An 18,505-nucleotide genomic window follows, 5' to 3' on the forward strand; every position below is an offset into this window, starting at 1 on the left:
TTAATACAAAGGAGGTTAAGTTTGCGGTGCCTGCGCAATAGATTCAACCCTATTCGGTATGCGAATGATGAATCTCGTGCCGGATTGTGTACTTTCGTGCACTGGACTTTCAATTTCTATGCTGCCACCGTGTTCTTGAACAATACTGTAAACCATGGCTAAACCCAAGCCTGTGCCTTTTCCGGGGTCTTTGGTCGTAAAAAACGGTTCCAGCACTTTTTCCTGATCTTCTTTTTTAATGCCTTCGCCTCGGTCGGTTACCCAAATCTCGATAAAACGTTCGATCTGGGCAGCTTCAACTTCGATCTCATCGAGGGGCTGGCTGGCGTCGCGGGCGTTGGATAACAGATTAATGAAAACCTGAATGAGTTTTTGCTCGTCGCCGTTGATGATCAATTCGGGATTAATTTTGTTGGTGTAAACGACTTCGGTGTGGTCTTTCTGTAAAGACAATAAGTGAATGGCTTCTTCGGCGCACTTGTGCAGAGGAATAGGATAAAAACCACTGCCTTCAAGATCACCCGCTCTGGAAAAGCTCACCAACGATTGCACAATTCGGCTGATGCGATCGGTTTGAGACAGAATTTGATCCGCTGTTTCTAAGGTCTCAGGATTTTCATCTTCGTACTTAAGATTTTGCGCCAGGCAGGCAATACCTGTGACCGGGTTGCCAATTTCATGGGCAACACCTGCTGCCAAGCGGCCCACAGAGGCAAGGCGTTCGCTGTGCGTTAACTTTTGCTCAAGTTTTTTCAGTTCGGTAACGTCTTCGACAAGAATCACTTGACCATCGACACCGTCGTAAATGGACGGGCTGCTCAAGTCTGCCTTGTGCAGGTTGAAAAAGTGCTTGGCATTTTTAAGTTTGATGACCAAGTTATGTTGGTGGCGTAAATCGCTTTGGCAAAAGTCGTAGAGAAGATCGCCCCAGGGTTCAGGCAGATCTTTCAAATGTGAACCGGTAACACCGCTGGCTTCAATGCCGGTGATCTCTTCCATGGCTCGGTTCCACATCAGCACTTCTAAATCGGCGCCCAGAGAACACACGGCCAAAGGCAGTTCTTGCAACGTGTTACGGTGGTAACGGCGTAAGTTATCCAGCTCCGCCGATAAACCCGTGAGTCGATCTCGATAGCGATGCAGACGCGACTCAATGAGATTGATGTCGGTACTGCCGTCTTTTTCGGGTAATCGAAAGGGCAGGCTTTTGTCGACTACGCTTTTGGCGGTTGAACGACCCATGACTGCGGAAAGGTTCGATTCAAGCCGATCTCTGAGTCGGCGCAAGCTATAGGGCCTGCGCTCAGAAAAGTTAATACCTAACTCTTCAAGGGCTTTGTTGATGTGCGCTTCTGCCATGGTTGGGCCAAGTCTTTGGCTGAGCCGGTCTCGAATTTCTTCGCAGCTGTGTACGTCGAGAATCACTCGAACCGGATGACTTAATTCGTCTTCGGTACAGAGCGAGGCGCTAAAGCGTTCTTCGGCGGATTGCTGAGTTAGCAGTGAACCAATCACAAATCCGCAGCAATTAACGAACAGAGAAATAAACGCAACCTTGTCCCAAACCTCGATGCCCACCGAAACCGATCCAATAACCGGGAGTGTGTAAACCTTAAACTCTAGAAGGGTGGGTAATAACAGTCCTAACAGGCCAATGATAGAGCCCAATACAACTCCAACCATTAACCCCACTCGGTTGGCTCTTGCCCAATAAGGTGTTGCAAATACGGCCGGAAAAAACTGCAAAACTTGGATGAAAGCAATTAAGGCAAGATCGGTGATGCCTTGTCGGCCACGCAATGACAAGAAAAATAGATACGCGGTGGCAAAAATAACGCAAATAATGACTTTTCTAAGCCTGATTAATTTTAATCGCAGGTCGAGTTGATTACTCAAGGTAGAGAACGGCAAAACGATGTGGTTTAGCGTCATAACCGTACAGGCGACTGTAACAGACACTAAGGCGCCTGTTGCCGCAGAAATACCACCCAAATAGATAAATGCCGTGATCCAATCTTTCTCTAACGCCAAAGGAACGGCTAAGGTGAAATATTCGGTGGGTGACTCTACACCTAACGATTTCCCGGCCCATAAAATCGGAAAAATAGGGAAGGCCATAACAAATAAATAGCCCGGAAATGCCCACGAGGTGATTCGCATTGAGCGCGCTATGGGCATATTCACCATGGAAGTTTGAAAAATGTGTGGCATCGCTAAGGTGGCTGTTAAAAATACCACCAACAGTGCGTAAGCGCTTTGGTTTGGGTGGGCATTATGTAAGGCATTAAACGCTTCGGGATGTGCGATCAACCAGTTGTCTATTTCCGAAAAACCACCAAAAACGCCAAATATCGTTAACAGACCAACTGTAATCATGGCGGCAAGTTTGATGAGTGATTCAGCCGCCAGAGTAACGAATAAGCCCTTGTGTTTAAGTCGGCTGGCGCCGAATGTGAGAGTAAATACGGCAATGCCCAGGCAATAGACAAAGGCGATTACATCTTTGGTGAGCGAATTATTATTGCCGTTATTAATGTCATTAGACGAGGTCACAATTGCTGTGGTGTCGGCGATTACTTGAATTTGCACTGCCAGCAGCGGTAATAATGCCAATAAACTTAAAAAGGTAACGAGAATACCAACAGGTTGGCTGTGGTATCGAAAAACCAAAAGGTCTGCCAGCGAAGGAATTTTAAATCGACGCGTTAATTCTGCTAAAGGCGCTAAGGTTACCGGTGCAAACAAAAATAAAATGGCAGCACCAATATAAAAGCCCAGTGCACCCAGTCCAAAAGTTTCCGCCAATTCCACCGATCCGTAATAAGACCAAGCGCTATTGAAAACGCCCATCGATAAAATGTAAGTCGCTGGATGATTGATAATGGAGTTTGGAATCCATTCTTTGTTGGTGGCGTGGGCGACGAAGAACATCAACCCTACATACGCGATCATTAACGACAATATTGTGAAAAGGCTCAGCGTCATGGCTTATGTCCTTTTTCACGCTGCAATAGGAATGCAACCACGATTACCACAAACCACACGATAAAAGAGCGATACCAATTGCCGGATTCACTTTGAATCCAAGAGAAAATCGCCGGAGAAAAACAGGTAGTAATGAGTAACAGTGAGATTAATAAACGTTGGGTTAAGGTTGATTGATGCATGGCAGCACAGGTCTTAAAGTTATTATTAATTTCTATAGGAAACTCTGATTAACCCAGAGTTCTCAATGACACAAAGATGTGCCGCCAATTTCAAGAACAGTAAGTGATTGAAATTGTGAAGAAATATGAAATTGCCGGGCCAGTTTCTGTCTTCTGATTAAATCATGGCTGAGATAATCAGAGGTTGCTATAGCGTACCAAAGCTTTGCATGGGACGTATATCGAAGATTTAACGCGTATTTACAGCTGTTGATTGGTGTTTCTTCGACTTAGCTAAAAATTAGCAATGTAAAATACAAACGCCAATTTCTTTATAAATCCAGTAACTTATTGTTACCGTTATCTAAATGCGTCTTGATGTTAGTAGACCTTTAATTTAAGCGTGTTTTTTATAGTATTGGTTCAAACATCATACCTTCTTGTTGCGGAATTTTATTGAGAGCCCAATGTTTTACCGCCCACCTTAATAATTCTTCCACCGAGTTAAGTTCTTTAATGTCTGGTGGTTCTTGTCGTAAGAAATCCAAAGCTTGATGAATATTTTTTAGAGCGTGTTGGTCGTTGATGGGCTTAGCTTTATTTTGTTTGCTGAGTTTTTGCTGATTATCGCCGAGCACAACGGGTAAATGGCCAAAAGTTGGTGCGATTGTATTGAAACTCTGGTACAGCAGAATTTGATTTGCTGTTGTCGACAGTAAATCACAGCCTCTTACAATATGAGAAATTCCTTGCTCAATATCGTCGCACACAACCGCTAATTGGTATGCGTATAAATTGTCTTTACGTTTCAGTACAAAAACATCTTCTGGATTGGATACAACGGTTTCTAATCGACCTTGTATTAAATCGTTGATAGCCACAATTTCAGATCGCTCCGGTACAAACTTAATTGCGCTGGGGCTTTGTGTTGGTGGTGGATGTCGTAAACAATAACCGTCGTAGCGATTGTCTAATTCTTGTAAGCGTTGACGAGTGCAATTACAGCGAAATGTTCTCGATTTTTTAGTCAATAATTCAAGGTGATTTTCGTATAAATCATAACGGTGAGACTGATACACAACCTCGCCATCCCAGTGGAGGTGGTGTGCTTCGAGTGACGATAAGATTGCCTTGCTTGCACCGGCTTCTTCTCTTGGCGGGTCTAAATCTTCAATTCTAACCAGCCAACGTCCTTGATTGAATTTTGCATCAAGGTAACTCGCTAATGCTGTCACCAAAGAACCAAAATGCAATTTACCCGAAGGAGATGGTGCAAATCGTCCACAGTAAGCGTTGTTTAAGGATGGATTTTTTAGTGTTTTTTGCACGATAAGTACGCGGAGCAAGTTGTTTGAAATTATTCTTGAAAGAACTTTAAAGTGCTTGTTTCTACACGGTACTGATTTTTAAACGACTGACTTAGCGAGAGCATTTAGAATCGCAGAAAAATATTAAAAACGGATTCGTAAATTAAATGGAATGGAATAAAACGGAACATAATTACAGCAACGTCAGATAATAGAAATATTCAGTTGCTGTAATTAATAGAAACTCGAAAAACAGTTAGCTGCTAAACATTAGCCGCCGATTTGTTTCTCGCGAATTTCATCGATGGTTTTGCAGTCTACACACAAGGTTGCAGTTGGACGCGCTTCTAGGCGACGAATACCAATTTCTACACCGCAGGTTTCGCAAAAGCCGTAATCACCAGAATCGATTAACTCTAATGTAGAGTCGATTTTTTTGATGAGCTTGCGTTCACGATCACGTGTGCGCAATTCCAAGCTAAATTCCTCTTCTTGGCTGGCGCGGTCTGCTGGATCAGGAAAATTAGCAGCTTCGTCTTTTAAATGGCTCATCGTACGATCGACTTCTTCCATGAGCTCTGATTTCCAGGCTAGCAGAATAGTACGAAAGTGCTCTTGTTGAGCGTCATTCATATACTCTTCGTCTGGTTTAATTTGGTACGGCGCAACTCCGTATGATGTCACTTTGTCTGATGCAGATGAGTTTGGCATTCTTATACGCCTCTTTATAGAAATCACAGACCCGTGGATATTGGGTTTACTGAGGAATTTTCAAGCCTAAATTTTAGAGGCAGGGAAGCTACCAGAAAGATTTAATTTATGCTACAGATTTTTTTCGGTTATTACTGCTAAGAATTTAAATCTGTGTTTTAGTAACCAATTACGGTATTTTGAAGGCATATTTGTTGTTATTGCACCTGTATTGAACAATTTTTTATGAGATTTAATCCTCCTTTTAATCAAGCGACTTTAATTAAGCGATATAAGCGGTTTTTAGTGGATGTTGACTGTGGTAACGGGCAGCTCAAAACCATTCATTGCCCCAATACGGGTTCAATGCGTAATTGTATAGAATCCGATAGCCGTTGCTGGTATTCGCTGTCGGACAATAAAAAGCGAAAGTATCCTGAAACCTTAGAAATTGTTACCACACCTTCGGGACACCTCGCCGGAGTTAATACTTCAAGGGCGAATAAGTTAGTTGCTGAAGCGATTGGCGACGGTGTCATTCGAGAATTACGCAGCTATAGTTCCATAAAGCCTGAAATAAAATGCCCCGAGTTGGACAGCAGAATTGATTTCTTACTGACCGGTCATAAGCGCGATCCCAGAGAATGCTACGTTGAAGTGAAAAGCGTGACTCTGCTTGGTGACGGTGGTGAGACAGAAAATCAGCAAATAAAGGAAGGAAGAGGTTTTTTTCCCGATTCAGTCTCGGAACGAGGGACAAAACACCTAAAAGCGCTTATGAACTTGGTTGATCGTGGCAAGCGAGCAGTGATCTTCTATTGCGTACAGCATTCGGGTATTGAAAGTGTTTCACCTGCCGATCGTATCGATAAGATTTACGGTGAAACCCTCAGAAAAGCAGTGGCTCAGGGTGTTGAAGTGTTAGCTTATCGAGCTGAAATCTCCGATCGAGAGATTCGCCTCACGCGCCCATTACCGATCATTTTGTAAAAGCTTCTGATTAATCAATTTCCAACCGAATTAGTGGCATAAAGCCTTAAGATTTAAATACTGGATTAGCGCAAGAATTCTGAAGCGATTGAGCGAACTGCACATCCCTGTGCTGCTCAAAAATCTTAGTGAATCAAATTCCTGTCGGGCTCGACTCACATGTCACTGTGGGGCAATTAAGGTTACAGAGGTTTTTTGTGGCTTATTGTTGCGGATAAAGCTCACTGTGACCTTGTCTCCGGGCTTGTGAGCTTCAAGTACACTCAATAAATCATCCAGATTATTAATTCGAACGCCGTCTACAGCGGTAATAACATCGCCCAGCGTTGTTGCTCCCCAACGATTTGTCGCAATACCTTCAAGGCCGGCTTTGTTTGCAGGGCCGTCTCGAAAAACTCGCAAAATCGGTATGCCGGGTAGATTATTATTGCGCGCCCAAGATACAGGCGCCAATTCAATTCCCATTACCGGTCTCACCAAATGGCCGTATTCGATCAGTTCTGGAACAATTTTTTTCACCGCGTTAACCGGAATGGCAAAGCCAATACCAATACTGGCGCCATTGGGGCTGTATATAGCGGCGTTCACGCCAATGAGTTCACCGTCGGAATTCAATAACGGCCCACCGGAATTACCGGGATTAATTGCGGCATCGGTTTGAATAACGTTTTGAATGGTTCGTTGATTCGGTGCTTGAATTTCTCGACCTAATGCACTGACCACGCCTGTGGTCAGTGTTGCGTCAAGCCCAAATGGATTGCCAATAGCGAGAACTTTTCGTCCTACTTGAAGATTTTCAGAGTCGCCAACGGGGAGGGCTTTTAGGGTTTTTTTGGGCGCATCAATTTTTAGAACAGCAATATCTTTCTCAGGCGCTAAACCAACAACACTGGCACTCCACGCGCTTTGATCAGACAGTGTAATTGTGATTTCACGAGCACCATCAATCACATGGAAGTTGGTAACTATATGTCCTGAGTTATCCCAAACGAAACCTGTACCCGTACCCTGAGGACGACGAGTGACATTGTAAGAGTAGGGATCTCTAACCAAGGTATTATTGGTGACAAATACAACTGAAGGGCTTGCCGATTTGAATATTTCGATGTTGTTTAATTCATCGTCGGTAAGTGCAAAAGCAGGCTGAATGCACAAGCTCAGCAGAAAAATACTAACCAAAAAAGTAAACGAGTGTAGTTTATTTGACTGTGAAGTATTTATTTTCATAGTACTTGGGTTCTTCGTTCAAATGGGAAAAGTCTGAATTGAGAGACTTGAGGCGATAGATTCGCCGTCGCAGATCAGAACCAACAGTTTTAGTGGAATCCACCTGCAAGTGTGTTCTCAGCGTTATAGATAGGGGCGAGGGAATAAAATTCAAAAAAAGAGCCAGTCCAAATGGACTGGCTGAAAACCGTGATTAGCCTGATTAAGGAGAAGAGACCATGGAGTAAGGTTTCCTCTGTATCGAAACATTGTCTCGATGAGTTAATGATAACAAATCTCATTTGCATGTAAAGTGTTTTTGCAAATTATTCTCATTTATTTTATTCGAGCGCACATTTACCGATAGACCTGCATTACGTGTGTAAGCGAACAGTGGGAAAAAGGCTAAACTGGCGATTGATGTAAGATTTGAATCCGTTGGCATCAGCGCCAAGACAAGGTCTGTCTATAGCGCTGTTGGCCAAGGTTTATGAATGGAGTGGAGTTACGTTAACGAAGACGTTAGTGTTCGGCAGCAAGCATGGCAGCGGCATTGCCCGACAGGTGTTTTACTTCGGCAACCAATTTAGCTTTGGTGTCTGGGCCTAGGTCATTCCAATGCCTGTCTTGAAGAGCGCCTTGCAATGCGTAGAGCATTACCTTAGACACATTAATGCCTCTTTTTTTGATGCGAACATACGCTTCAACAGCGCCGACTTCTTTGAGATCGTCAGTATTGTGTATACCTACAGCGTGAAGGATGTTTACAGAGGCAGCCCCGATATTCTTAAGGTGAATAAGGTCAGTATTGTTAACGTTCATAAATTAGCCTTTATTTATTATTATCAAGCTTAAAAAATTATAAAAAGTACGAACTTTTTTGCTACTTACCCATATAGCGAATTGTTATGTTACACCTTAGAAAGTTTATGGGTAAATACTTGTTAAGGATTTTGCGATGCACAATCTTTTTCTGTTACCTAAGGTAGCAACACGGTTACAAGATGGCGGTTAAAGGCATGAAATTCGATGAATGTTGTGTAGGAAAAACCATATCCCACCTAGCTGAACCTGGCCCGGACAATCCGTTTGGCTGTTTACTTCATCCGAAAGTTTTACCTTCACTTAAAATTTTAGCAGATGCAGCAAAAAGTCAAGGTTTTGAATTGAAGGTTTATAGTGGTTTTCGTAGTTTTGATACCCAAATGACAATTTGGAATAGAAAGGCTGCGGGTGCACGGGTGATTTTAGACGCCAATGAAGAGCCAATTCCTTATGATTCTCTTAGTGGTTGGGAGCTAGCCCAAGCTATTTTGCGTTGGTCGGCGTTACCGGGCGCCTCTCGACATCACTGGGGTACAGACGTTGATATTATTGATGCCAGCGCTTGCAGTGAAGATTATTCTGTACAGTTGACCCAGAAAGAAGCAGCTAAAGATGGCATCTTTGGAAACTTTCATCAGTGGCTAACACATTGGTTAAGTGAGAATCCAGAATGTGGTTTTTATAAGCCCTACACAAAACCAGTGTTTGCTAATGATCCACAGTTTGGTATTGCGCCAGAACCGTGGCATTTGAGTTTTGCACCTGCAGCACAGAGGTTCGAGGAGCATTTTGATTTGTCCTATCTGTACCGGTTAATTGAGGTATCCGATATTTTGTTGAAAGATACGATACTCGAACACTTATCGGAAATTTACGAGAGATTCATCCGTGTGGGCTCAATGCCTAACCAAGTTGTGAATCATTAAGCTTGAATGAATATAAATAACTGCGGTTAAATTGCTGTGGCGAGTCTATCGGAACCTCTGATTAACCCAGAGGCTGCTGTAAATCATTCATGCTGGCATCGATTGCGCAAGAGACTTATCCTAAACACATCTGCCCTACAATTTCTAACACAGAGCCGCACATGCAACTGTTAAGAGTCCAACAAAAGCCTGATCACCTAATTCATTTATGGGAAACCATTCGCGCTGAAGCTAAGCAAATGAGTTTGATAGAGCCAGAATTGGGCAGTCATTATCACTGTACTGTACTTAAACACGACAAGTTTAATCACAGCATTACCTACATATTGGCCGGGCTTCTGGAAAGCACTGATCTTCCTGCAATGTTGGTGCGTGAAGTTTGCGAACAGGCTTTGTCGAGTGATCCGAGTATTGAGATCTCGATGTTGGAAGATATAAAAGCATGCGTTGATCGAGATGCGGCCTGCGATACCTACATTACGCCTTTGCTTCATTACAAAGGTTTTCATGCCCTGCAATCCTACCGGATTGCCCATTGGTTATGGAAAGAAGGACGTAAACCGTTGGCGTTGTTTTTTCAAAATCGCATCTCAGAGATGTTTGCCGTTGATATTCATCCGGCCGCGTTGATTGGATCTGGAATTATGTTTGACCACGCTACCGGTATCGTCATCGGAGAGACGGCCATCATCGAAGATAATGTTTCTATGCTCCATTGTGTAACCCTCGGCGGCAGTGGTTGTGGGCGTGGTAAAAGACACCCAACCATTCGCCAAGGTGTGATGGTAGGAGCGGGCAGTAAAATCTTGGGTGATGTAGTCGTTGGAGAGTGCGCGAAAGTTGCCGCCGGAAGTTTGGTAAAAATGTCGGTGCCTGCCTACACAACCGTCGCCGGTGTTCCCGCAAAAATTGTTGGTAAATCTCAGAAAACTCAGCAAGCGCCGTCTCAATCTATGGACCAACAAATCTCCGCATAATCTCAGTTCTAGTGTGAAAAATCGTCTTGGTCTAGACGATTTTTTACGCGAAATGGCAGCTATCGCTTATTGTGTCTCGCGCTGATATAAACATCTTGATAAACAATGCGCAATTTCAATGCCTCAATAGGTGAAATTTCGTATACTTTATCTTTAAGCATTAACGTCAGTGCTTATGCCGTGGAACGATTCTTACATAGTATTCAATAATGTTCGGAAACTCTAAAGATGCATGATCAGGGAATTGGCATGACTTCCCAGCGCACTCGCCAACGTCTTACCCAGAGACTGCGCGAGCAGGGCATCACCAACAATCGAGTACTCTCGATTATCGAATCGACTCCCAGACACCTTTTTCTCGACGAAGCGCTGAGTCATCGCGCCTATGAGGATACTTCTCTGCCAATCGGCCACGGGCAAACACTTTCACAGCCTTACATTGTCGCGCGTATGACCGAGATATTACTGGAACATGCGACCAGCAAAACCAGTGTGCTTGAGATTGGAACTGGCTCTGGGTATCAAACCTCAATCTTGGCGCAACTGTTTCAACAAGTTTACAGCATCGAACGCATCAAGCCTTTGCAAGACAAAGCTCGAAAGCGTCTTAGTCAGCTCAGTTTACGCAATGTTATTCTCAAGCATGCCGACGGACAATTTGGTTGGCCACAAGAAAAGACTTTTGGTGCCATTATCAGTACAGCCGCGCCAACAGAGATTCCTCAAGAATTACTGGATCAGCTTGAAGTGGGTGGCGTGCTAGTTATTCCCGTCGGACAAGAGCAACAGATTCTAACGGTGGCCAAGCGCCAGCCTGATGAGAGTATTTCTATTACTAAAATAGAACCCGTAAAATTTGTACCATTACTTGGCGGTGTAACACGTTAGACTCGTTACACCTTTAATGTGGCTGTTTAAATCTTCTGCTGTTTATCGTTTCAATTCATCCGCGTGGGAACTCCACGCTGTCGTTTTAACTCTCTCATTAATATCTACTTGGTATCAAGGACGACAGTTTCATGACCAAACTCTTTAAGCATTATTTTTTATTAGTAGTTCGAGGAATGGCCATGGGGGCGGCTGATGTTGTGCCCGGTGTTTCTGGCGGTACTATTGCGTTTATCTCTGGGATTTACGAAGAGCTTATTAACTCTTTAAAAAGTATCGGCCCAAAAACCTTATTGATTTGGAAAGACCAGGGCTTAAAAGCGGCCTGGCAATCCATCAATGGCAACTTCCTGTTGGCAGTTTTTGGCGGCGTTTTGATCAGTCTGTTTTCGCTATCAAAATTGATAGATGTAGCTCTGCATCAGTACCCAATTTTAGTTTGGGCTTTTTTCTGGGGATTAGTGGTTGCATCCGTGTGGCATCTAGTTCGACAAATAAAGTTTGAAAATCTAACCATTTGGGCTTGGATGGCATTTGGTGCCTTTGTCGCATTGGGTATTTCTGTTGCCAAACCGGTTGCTTTACCGGCCTATTGGTGGGTGCTAATGCTCGGTGGTGCGGTGGCGATATGCGCAATGATTCTACCGGGTATCTCCGGCAGTTTTATTTTGTTGTTGCTGGGCTTGTATCCCATTTTTATTGATGCACTTGCCACCTTCAATATAGTGTTGCTGGCGAGCTTTGGTGCCGGATGTGTAATTGGTTTGATATGTTTTTCTAGGCTCTTGTCCTGGTTGCTTGCACGGTATCATTATCAAACACTGGCTTTGTTGACCGGATTTTTAATTGGCTCCCTCAATGTAATATGGCCTTGGAAACTTGTGCATGAAGTTCGTGTCGATCGACATGGAGATGCCATACCGGTCGTTCAAGAAAATGTACTACCCAATGTATACGCTGAAGTCTCTGGACAAGCATCCTACTTAACCGAGGCACTTCTATTAGCGTTTATCGGTTTTGCACTTGTTCTATTTATTGAATTTTTTTATAAGAAATGGTCTTCAGCCACTCCAAATAGTCACTAAGGATAGATCAAAAGGTGCCTACTGAAATCAAGAAAAGGAAAAGTAAACCTGTAAATATCAGTAAAACGTCTTTTTGGTACCTTCTTTTTTATTTTTTTTTAGAATTTATCTTAATAGACCGCCAAGTTTTAAGCGGTCTCAAGCATAAAATCGTTATATCGCGATATTCTAAAAGAGAATTATTTCACACTATCGTTGTTCAATATTGGTGCTTTTATGTGCGGTAGGATGTTCAAGATCTTGATCATCCCGCTGATCATAACGGGATGTAGTTCACCTTCTCGGCCGGCAAAAGTGATTGAATTATCGCAACCGCCGTCTAGAAATGTCACAACTCACGTTGTTTCGAAAGGCGAAACGCTATATTCAATCGCTTGGAGATACGGACTTGATTATAAAGGTTTAGCAAGAGCTAATAAAATTGGCGCCGATTACTACATTTACCCCGGCCAAGTATTGAATTTGGTCTCATTACCCGAAAAACCTAGCCCTTCCAAGAATACCCACACACAAAGTGTAGCTAAATCACGGTCTACTACTTCCAATAATGATTCTGGTGTCAAAAAGGCGACACCGCCTCGTTCAAAACTGTTAACGCGATCACCCGCTCAACAAAATTCGCAAACCACCTCAAATTCTTCGGTCAACTGGGTTTGGCCCTCTCATGGAGCGATCGTTCGGCATTTTCGGGTTGGAGACCCCGAAGGTGAAGGGATTGATCTTGTGATGAAAAAGGGAGATTCTGTTGTTTCCGCCGCAGACGGTACCGTGGTCTACGCGGGTGAAGGACTTAGAAGATATGGCAAACTTCTCATTATAAAACACAACAAACAGTTCCTCAGCGCATACGCGCACGCCGATCGAATTCTGGTTGACGAAGGGAGCCAAGTTAAAGCAGGTCAGAAGGTTGCCGAAATAGCTTCCGAAAGGATTAGTCAACCAAAGCTGTATTTTGAAATTCGTGACGGTGGTAAACCTGTCGATCCGTTGCGGTTTCTACCCAAAAGGTAGCGTGTTTCGAATGTGCTTTAGCGGTAAGTCCACACAACAATAATATTTATAGGACTTCTCATCCCAAAGTCAGGGTGTCACAGAATAAGAGTGTTGGTGAGCTCTTTAGTATTAATCAAATAAACAGGGCTAAGATCATGGCAGTGACTATACATAATTCTAATATTAAAGCTGACGATAACTTGTTTGTTGTATCCGATTTAGACGCCAACTTCATTGACGTCGATAATGATGATGATTCTGCTGATGAAGTTTTTTCTCATCATTCAAAAAAGTCTTTTGGCGACGAATCAGACGAAATTGCTAAAAATCTAGACGCAACTCAGCTATACCTCAATGAAATTGGTTTTTCCCCGCTTTTATCTGCTGAAGAAGAAGTTTTCTTTGCGAGAAAAGCCTTGAAAGGCTGCGAGGGTTCTCGCAAAAGAATGATAGAAAGTAATTTGAGATTAGTGGTAAAAATCTCTCGACGTTATGTTAACCGTGGACTTGCCTTACTAGATTTAATTGAAGAAGGTAATTTGGGTTTAATTCGTGCGGTTGAAAAGTTTGATCCCGAACGTGGGTTCCGCTTCTCTACCTATGCAACTTGGTGGATTCGTCAAACGATTGAACGTGCCATCATGAATCAAACGCGAACCATTCGTTTACCGATTCACGTGGTAAAAGAACTTAATGTGTATTTGCGTGCAGCTCGTGAGTTATCGCAAAAACTCGATCATGAGCCTACACCCGATGAAATTGCGACCTTGCTAGAAAAGCCGGTCGAAGATGTTGAAAAAATGCTGAAGTTAAACGAGCGTGTAACATCAATGGATGTACCACTTGGTATTAACTCAGAAAAAACATTAGCCGATACCATTCCAGATCATCAACATTCTGATCCGTCTTCAATGTTACAAGACAGCGATCTGTGCAACAGTTTGGATAATTGGTTAGGCGAGTTGACCGAAAAACAACGAGAAGTTATTGCTCGCCGATTTGGTCTTCGTGGTTATGAAATGAGTACGTTAGAAGAGGTTGGTAAAGAAATTGGCTTAACTCGCGAGCGTGTGCGCCAAATACAAGTGGAAGCATTAAAACGCCTACGCGATATTCTTGAACAACAAGGTCTTGATGGTGAGTGCTTGTTTAGCTTTTAATTCACATAAGGGATATTGAGTTAATTCGTAGCTAGTCAATCTTAGTTCCCTAAATTAACAAAATTTGAAGCCGCTTTTTGCGGCTTTTTTTATGATTTTATTTTGGGGAATCTTTAATCCAATCCTGAAAGAGTTTATTAAGGAACCCTTTGGCGCATAATTCCGCTAATTAATTCCTCGCATCGCAAGCCAAACTTATGAAGGCATCTAAGCTCATTGTTGATCGTAAATAAAAGCACGGCTTTTGGTGCTTTTAACACTCTAAAAATCCTCGAACAATTATTGGTAGTGGTTGCATTCTAAAGATTGCCAACAGCATACGTTTTGATGGTGGTTGATTGTCGATAAAAAAGCAGTAGGATGCCTTTTTGAAACATTAGCCTTGCAGATTATGCCTACCAAAAAGCCCAGCCAGAATTTTTCCAATGTAACCTACTCGTTTTCGGCGATTGGTGTTGTTCACTCGTGTTTTAAAGAAAAATTTGCGACACCGCGACAAAGTGGTTTGGTGGCCGAGGCGACCGGAGTTATTGAGTTGTTAGAGCCGTTTAATGATCCAGACGCGGTTTTGGGTCTTGAGCAGTTCAGCCATTTATGGGTGCAGTTTGTATTTGATCAAAGTATGAAAACACCTTGGCGTGCAAAGGTGCGTCCACCGAGATTGGGTGGCAATGCTAAGTTAGGCGTCTTTGCGACACGCGCACCGGTGCGTCCCAATCCTATTGGTTTGTCGGTAGTAAAACTCGACTCCGTAGAGGTTAAGCCCAATCAGGTGCTGTTGCATGTGAGTGGTTTGGATATGGTTGAGGGAACACCGGTTCTCGACATAAAGCCCTACATTCACTACGCAGATTCTATTCTTAACGCGCGCTCTGGTTTCGCCGATACAACGCCTACTAAATTACCGGTTGTTTTTTCTTCAGAGTTAAAAGAATCATTAACAGATTCCTGTGAATACAACCAATCCTTAATTGCGTCGATATTAGGTTTAGATCCACGTCCGCAGTATCAGCAGTTTGATGAATCTCGTATTTATACTGCCAATATTGAAAACGTTGACGTGAGCTGGGTTTATCGACCTACAGAGGGTGATCAGTGGCAGATTGAAGTGATTGCGGTGAAAAAACTGAAGACTTAAGAACTAAGTTTTTTGGATAATTAATTGAAAAATTATTGCGGGAATACTAAAAACAAGATTACCAACGACATACGTGCAGATATTGTCTGTCGTTGGATAGAGTCTGGAAAAGCTTAACGCTCTAGATACTGCAACTTGCCTTTAACGCCATCCCAATCTGCTGCATCGGGAAGTGACTCTTTCATCTCTGTAATGTTTGGCCATACTTCGGCCAATTCTGCATTCAGTTCAAGGAACGCAGCTTGATCTTCTGGTAGTTCATCTTCCGAGAAAATAGCATCAACAGGGCATTCTGGTTCACACAACGCACAATCGATACACTCGTCTGGATGAATTACAAGGAAATTTGGGCCTTCGTAAAAACAGTCTACAGGGCAAACTTCCACGCAGTCGGTGTGCTTACATTTAATACAGTTTTCGCCAACGACGAAGGTCATGGTGGGCTCCAATAACTATCTGCTAAATTTCGAGCGGGGCATTCTATCAAGAGTCGATAAATTTTTGCACGTGCTTTTTCCAGTAATGTTTATCGACCCATTGAATAATTATAAACTTTTATGGTAAATGAAAATTATTAGCAATTAGGTGTCAGTTTGATTTTAACTTTCGCTTTAACGCGTAGATCAAATCCAACGCCGCTTTCGCTGTGAGCTCATCAGGATCAAGTTTTTCCAGCTCGGCAACAATTGGATGTGGCGCGCTGCTGAAAAAATCTCCCTGAAAAAAGTCTGTCTTTTCAGTATTACTTGGCGCAGCGATAACTTTGGGTGGAAGGTTATTCACCGCCGTAGAGCCTGCTTCTAACAGCTCCAATTGCTGTTTTGCAATTGCTAATACTGGCTGTGGGATTCCTGCGAGCTTGGCAACTTGTAAACCGAAACTCTGATTTGCGGCACCGCGTTGAATGTGATGCAAAAACACCAAATTATCGTTGTGTTCGGTTGCATCTAGATGAACGTTTGCTACGGTGGCGATTTGCTCTGGCAATTGAGTTAGCTCGAAATAATGGGTAGCAAACAAGGTGAAGGCTCCAATTTTTTCTGCTAAATAATGCGCACAGGCCCAAGCCAATGACAGGCCATCAAAGGTGCTGGTGCCTCGTCCGACTTCATCCATTAACACTAAACTGCGATAGGTGGCATTGTGCAAAATATTAGCGGTTTCGGTCATTTCCACCATAAACGTTGATCGACCGCCGGCAAGATCATCAGACGAACCAATTCGAGTAAAAATTCTATCGACAATACCAATGCGCGCGCTCTGAGCGGGAATAAAACTGCCCACATGCGCCAGCAAAGTAATCAAGGCATTTTGGCGCATATAGGTACTTTTACCGCCCATGTTTGGACCGGTAATAATGAGCATGCGTTGATGCTCATCCAAACTTAAATCGTTGGCCACAAACGGCGTATCAATCACTTGTTCGACAACTGGGTGTCGGCCACCAACAATGTCTAAGCCCGGTGTTTTTTCCAATTTGGGTCGACAGAAATTCAGCGATAATGCGCGTTCCGCCAAGTTGGTTAACACATCCAGTTCGGCAACAGCGGCGGCAGAGATTTGCAAATCAATGAGATCTTCATTAATGATTTCTAGCAGCTCATCGTAAAGCGCTTTTTCTCGTGATAGCGCTCTACTCTTGGCAGAGAGTGCCTTATCTTCAAACGCTTTAAGCTCAGGCGTGATAAACCGTTCGGCATTTTTCAACGTTTGTCTGCGCAGGTAGTCTGCCGGCGCTGAATCCGATTGGCCGCGACTGATTTCAATGTAGTAACCGTGCACGCGGTTGTAGCCGACCTTCAACGTACTGATTCCCGTGCGGGCTTTTTCTCGCTCTTCTAAATCTACTAAGAACTGCCCGGCATTGGTACTCAATGATCGGAGTTCATCAAGTTCGCTGTCATAGCCATTGGCAATTACGCCGCCTTCTCGAATCACCACCGGTGGATTTTCTTCGAGCGCTTTACTCAGCAGCTCAACAATTTTTGGAAACTCAGCGATCTCGTTGCTTAGACTGTGCAATTTTGCAGATGCATCTAGCGTTTTTAGATCCGCTTGCAGGCCAGGATAGACCGCTAAACTCGCGCACAGTCGAGACAAGTCTCTCGGTCGAGCAGAGCGCAGCGCAACACGGCCTAAAATACGTTCTAAGTCACCGATATTTTTCAGTGACTGATGAATTGATTCGTAATGATAGTTTTGCGACAAGGACTCAATAGCATCTTGGCGCTCCGTTAAAATCGCAAGATTTTGCAGCGGACGATTCAGCCAACGGCGTAACAATCGGCTACCCATGGCGGTAGCGCTTTTATTTAAAACCGAGTAGAGGGTATTAGATTCTTCACCCGATAAATTCAAATCGATTTCTAGGTTACGACGAGTTGCGCCATCAAGGGCTACTGCTTCATCGCGATCTTCATGTTTTAACGAGCGAATATGCGGCAGCGATGTGCGCTGGGTTTCTTGGGCATAAGAAAGTAAGCAACCAGCGGCGCCAATGGCAGCGTGCAGATTTCCACAGCCAAATCCCGATAAGTCTTTGGTGGCAAACTGCTCACACAGCAACCGCGTGGCCGTATCGTAATCAAATTCCCAAGGTGGGCGAGGTCGCTGACCACGTGTTTTCGGCGGCAGGTACTGGCCACCTAAATCTTCCGCAAACAATATTTCGGCGGGCTTTAATCGCTCAACTTCTGCCAATAATGCTTCTTCACCGAAGACCTCTAAAACGTGGAAGCGGCCACTGCCAATGTCTAAGGTGGCAATTCCAAAACAGTTATCAACAACATTAACAGCTACTAATAAATTGTCTTTATTTTCGTTCAATAAAGCTTCATCACTAACCGTACCTGGAGTGACTACCCGCACAACCTTTCGCTCGACCGGGCCTTTGCTTTCGGCGGGATCACCGACCTGCTCACAAATGGCAACCGACTCGCCCAAACGAACCAGCTTCGCTAAATAGGCCTCCGCTGCGTGAAACGGAACACCAGCCATGGGAATTGGATTGCCGCCGGATTTTCCGCGAGCGGTTAGTGTGACATCTAATAGCTCGGATGCTTTTTTAGCGTCATCAAAAAAGAGCTCGTAAAAATCGCCCATACGATAAAACACCAATTCGTGCGGATGCTCGGCCTTGATGCGCAGGTATTGCTGCATCATCGGCGTGTGGTG

General features: G+C 43.7%; 16 protein-coding genes. 8 read left to right on the forward strand and 8 right to left on the reverse strand.

Annotated features, from left to right (window positions below):
- Nucleotides 1–15 precede the first annotated feature (15 nt).
- The 4 genes from ACYQ28_RS03695 to dksA all read right to left on the reverse strand — a co-directional run bounded on the left by ACYQ28_RS03695 (nt 16) and on the right by dksA (nt 5,164).
- Nucleotides 16–2,985 (reverse strand): ATP-binding protein, encoded by a 2,970-nt coding sequence (locus tag ACYQ28_RS03695; RefSeq protein WP_460048486.1) that lies wholly within the window; start codon nt 2,983–2,985, stop codon nt 16–18.
- A complete protein-coding gene (locus ACYQ28_RS03700; protein WP_460048485.1) occupies nt 2,982–3,167 on the reverse strand; it encodes a hypothetical protein in 186 nt (61 codons plus the stop codon). Before ACYQ28_RS03700 ends, ACYQ28_RS03695 begins: the two co-directional genes overlap by 4 nt.
- Nucleotides 3,168–3,556: 389 nt before the next feature.
- On the reverse strand, nt 3,557–4,474 hold the full coding sequence (gene gluQRS, locus ACYQ28_RS03705; RefSeq protein WP_460048484.1) for a tRNA glutamyl-Q(34) synthetase GluQRS: 918 nt from the start codon (nt 4,472–4,474) through the stop codon (nt 3,557–3,559).
- A 249-nt stretch (nt 4,475–4,723) separates the two neighbouring features.
- Entirely contained in the window at nt 4,724–5,164 is a 441-nt protein-coding gene (gene dksA, locus ACYQ28_RS03710; RefSeq protein WP_460048483.1) for an RNA polymerase-binding protein DksA, read from the reverse strand.
- A 225-nt stretch (nt 5,165–5,389) separates the two neighbouring features.
- Here dksA and sfsA point away from each other — a divergent pair, with 225 nt between their 5' ends.
- Entirely contained in the window at nt 5,390–6,133 is a 744-nt protein-coding gene (sfsA, locus tag ACYQ28_RS03715; protein ID WP_460048482.1) for a DNA/RNA nuclease SfsA, read from the forward strand.
- A 162-nt stretch (nt 6,134–6,295) separates the two neighbouring features.
- On the opposite strand, the gene ACYQ28_RS03720 is transcribed toward sfsA, so the two are convergent.
- Both ACYQ28_RS03720 and ACYQ28_RS03725 read right to left on the reverse strand, forming a co-directional pair.
- Entirely contained in the window at nt 6,296–7,360 is a 1,065-nt protein-coding gene (locus ACYQ28_RS03720; protein WP_460048481.1) for a S1C family serine protease, read from the reverse strand.
- 501 nt (nt 7,361–7,861) lie between these two features.
- Nucleotides 7,862–8,161, reverse strand: coding sequence for a TfoX/Sxy family protein (locus ACYQ28_RS03725; RefSeq protein WP_460048480.1), 300 nt, complete (start codon nt 8,159–8,161; stop codon nt 7,862–7,864).
- Nucleotides 8,162–8,358: 197 nt separating this feature from the next.
- Here ACYQ28_RS03725 and ACYQ28_RS03730 point away from each other — a divergent pair, with 197 nt between their 5' ends.
- From ACYQ28_RS03730 to tsaA, 7 genes are all read left to right on the forward strand, one after another.
- Nucleotides 8,359–9,090, forward strand: coding sequence for a M15 family metallopeptidase (locus ACYQ28_RS03730; RefSeq protein ID WP_460048479.1), 732 nt, complete (start codon nt 8,359–8,361; stop codon nt 9,088–9,090).
- Nucleotides 9,091–9,251: 161 nt separating this feature from the next.
- Nucleotides 9,252–10,067 carry a serine O-acetyltransferase gene (gene cysE, locus ACYQ28_RS03735; protein ID WP_460048477.1) on the forward strand — a complete coding sequence of 272 codons (816 nt, stop codon included), beginning with the start codon at nt 9,252–9,254 and terminating at the stop codon, nt 10,065–10,067.
- 228 nt (nt 10,068–10,295) lie between these two features.
- Nucleotides 10,296–10,955 carry a protein-L-isoaspartate(D-aspartate) O-methyltransferase gene (locus ACYQ28_RS03740; protein ID WP_460048476.1) on the forward strand — a complete coding sequence of 220 codons (660 nt, stop codon included), beginning with the start codon at nt 10,296–10,298 and terminating at the stop codon, nt 10,953–10,955.
- Nucleotides 10,956–11,086: 131 nt separating this feature from the next.
- Nucleotides 11,087–12,040, forward strand: a complete 954-nt coding sequence (locus ACYQ28_RS03745; protein WP_460048475.1) for a DUF368 domain-containing protein — start codon at nt 11,087–11,089, stop codon at nt 12,038–12,040.
- Between the two features lie 294 nt (nt 12,041–12,334).
- Nucleotides 12,335–13,051, forward strand: a complete 717-nt coding sequence (locus ACYQ28_RS03750; protein WP_460048473.1) for a peptidoglycan DD-metalloendopeptidase family protein — start codon at nt 12,335–12,337, stop codon at nt 13,049–13,051.
- A 137-nt stretch (nt 13,052–13,188) separates the two neighbouring features.
- Nucleotides 13,189–14,193, forward strand: coding sequence for an RNA polymerase sigma factor RpoS (gene rpoS, locus ACYQ28_RS03755; RefSeq protein ID WP_460048472.1), 1,005 nt, complete (start codon nt 13,189–13,191; stop codon nt 14,191–14,193).
- A gap of 391 nt (nt 14,194–14,584) precedes the next feature.
- Nucleotides 14,585–15,331: a tRNA (N6-threonylcarbamoyladenosine(37)-N6)-methyltransferase TrmO gene (gene tsaA / locus ACYQ28_RS03760; RefSeq protein WP_460048471.1), complete on the forward strand. Its 747-nt coding sequence runs from the start codon at nt 14,585–14,587 to the stop codon at nt 15,329–15,331.
- Between the two features lie 113 nt (nt 15,332–15,444).
- Here tsaA and fdxA read toward each other — a convergent pair whose 3' ends face one another.
- Together fdxA and mutS are read right to left on the reverse strand one after the other, a co-directional pair.
- Nucleotides 15,445–15,768: a ferredoxin FdxA gene (gene fdxA / locus ACYQ28_RS03765; RefSeq protein WP_460048470.1), complete on the reverse strand. Its 324-nt coding sequence runs from the start codon at nt 15,766–15,768 to the stop codon at nt 15,445–15,447.
- Nucleotides 15,769–15,919: 151 nt separating this feature from the next.
- Nucleotides 15,920–18,493 carry a DNA mismatch repair protein MutS gene (gene mutS, locus ACYQ28_RS03770; RefSeq protein ID WP_460048534.1) on the reverse strand — a complete coding sequence of 858 codons (2,574 nt, stop codon included), beginning with the start codon at nt 18,491–18,493 and terminating at the stop codon, nt 15,920–15,922.
- Nucleotides 18,494–18,505 lie beyond the last annotated feature (12 nt).

This window comes from Sessilibacter sp. MAH1, assembly GCF_054658315.1.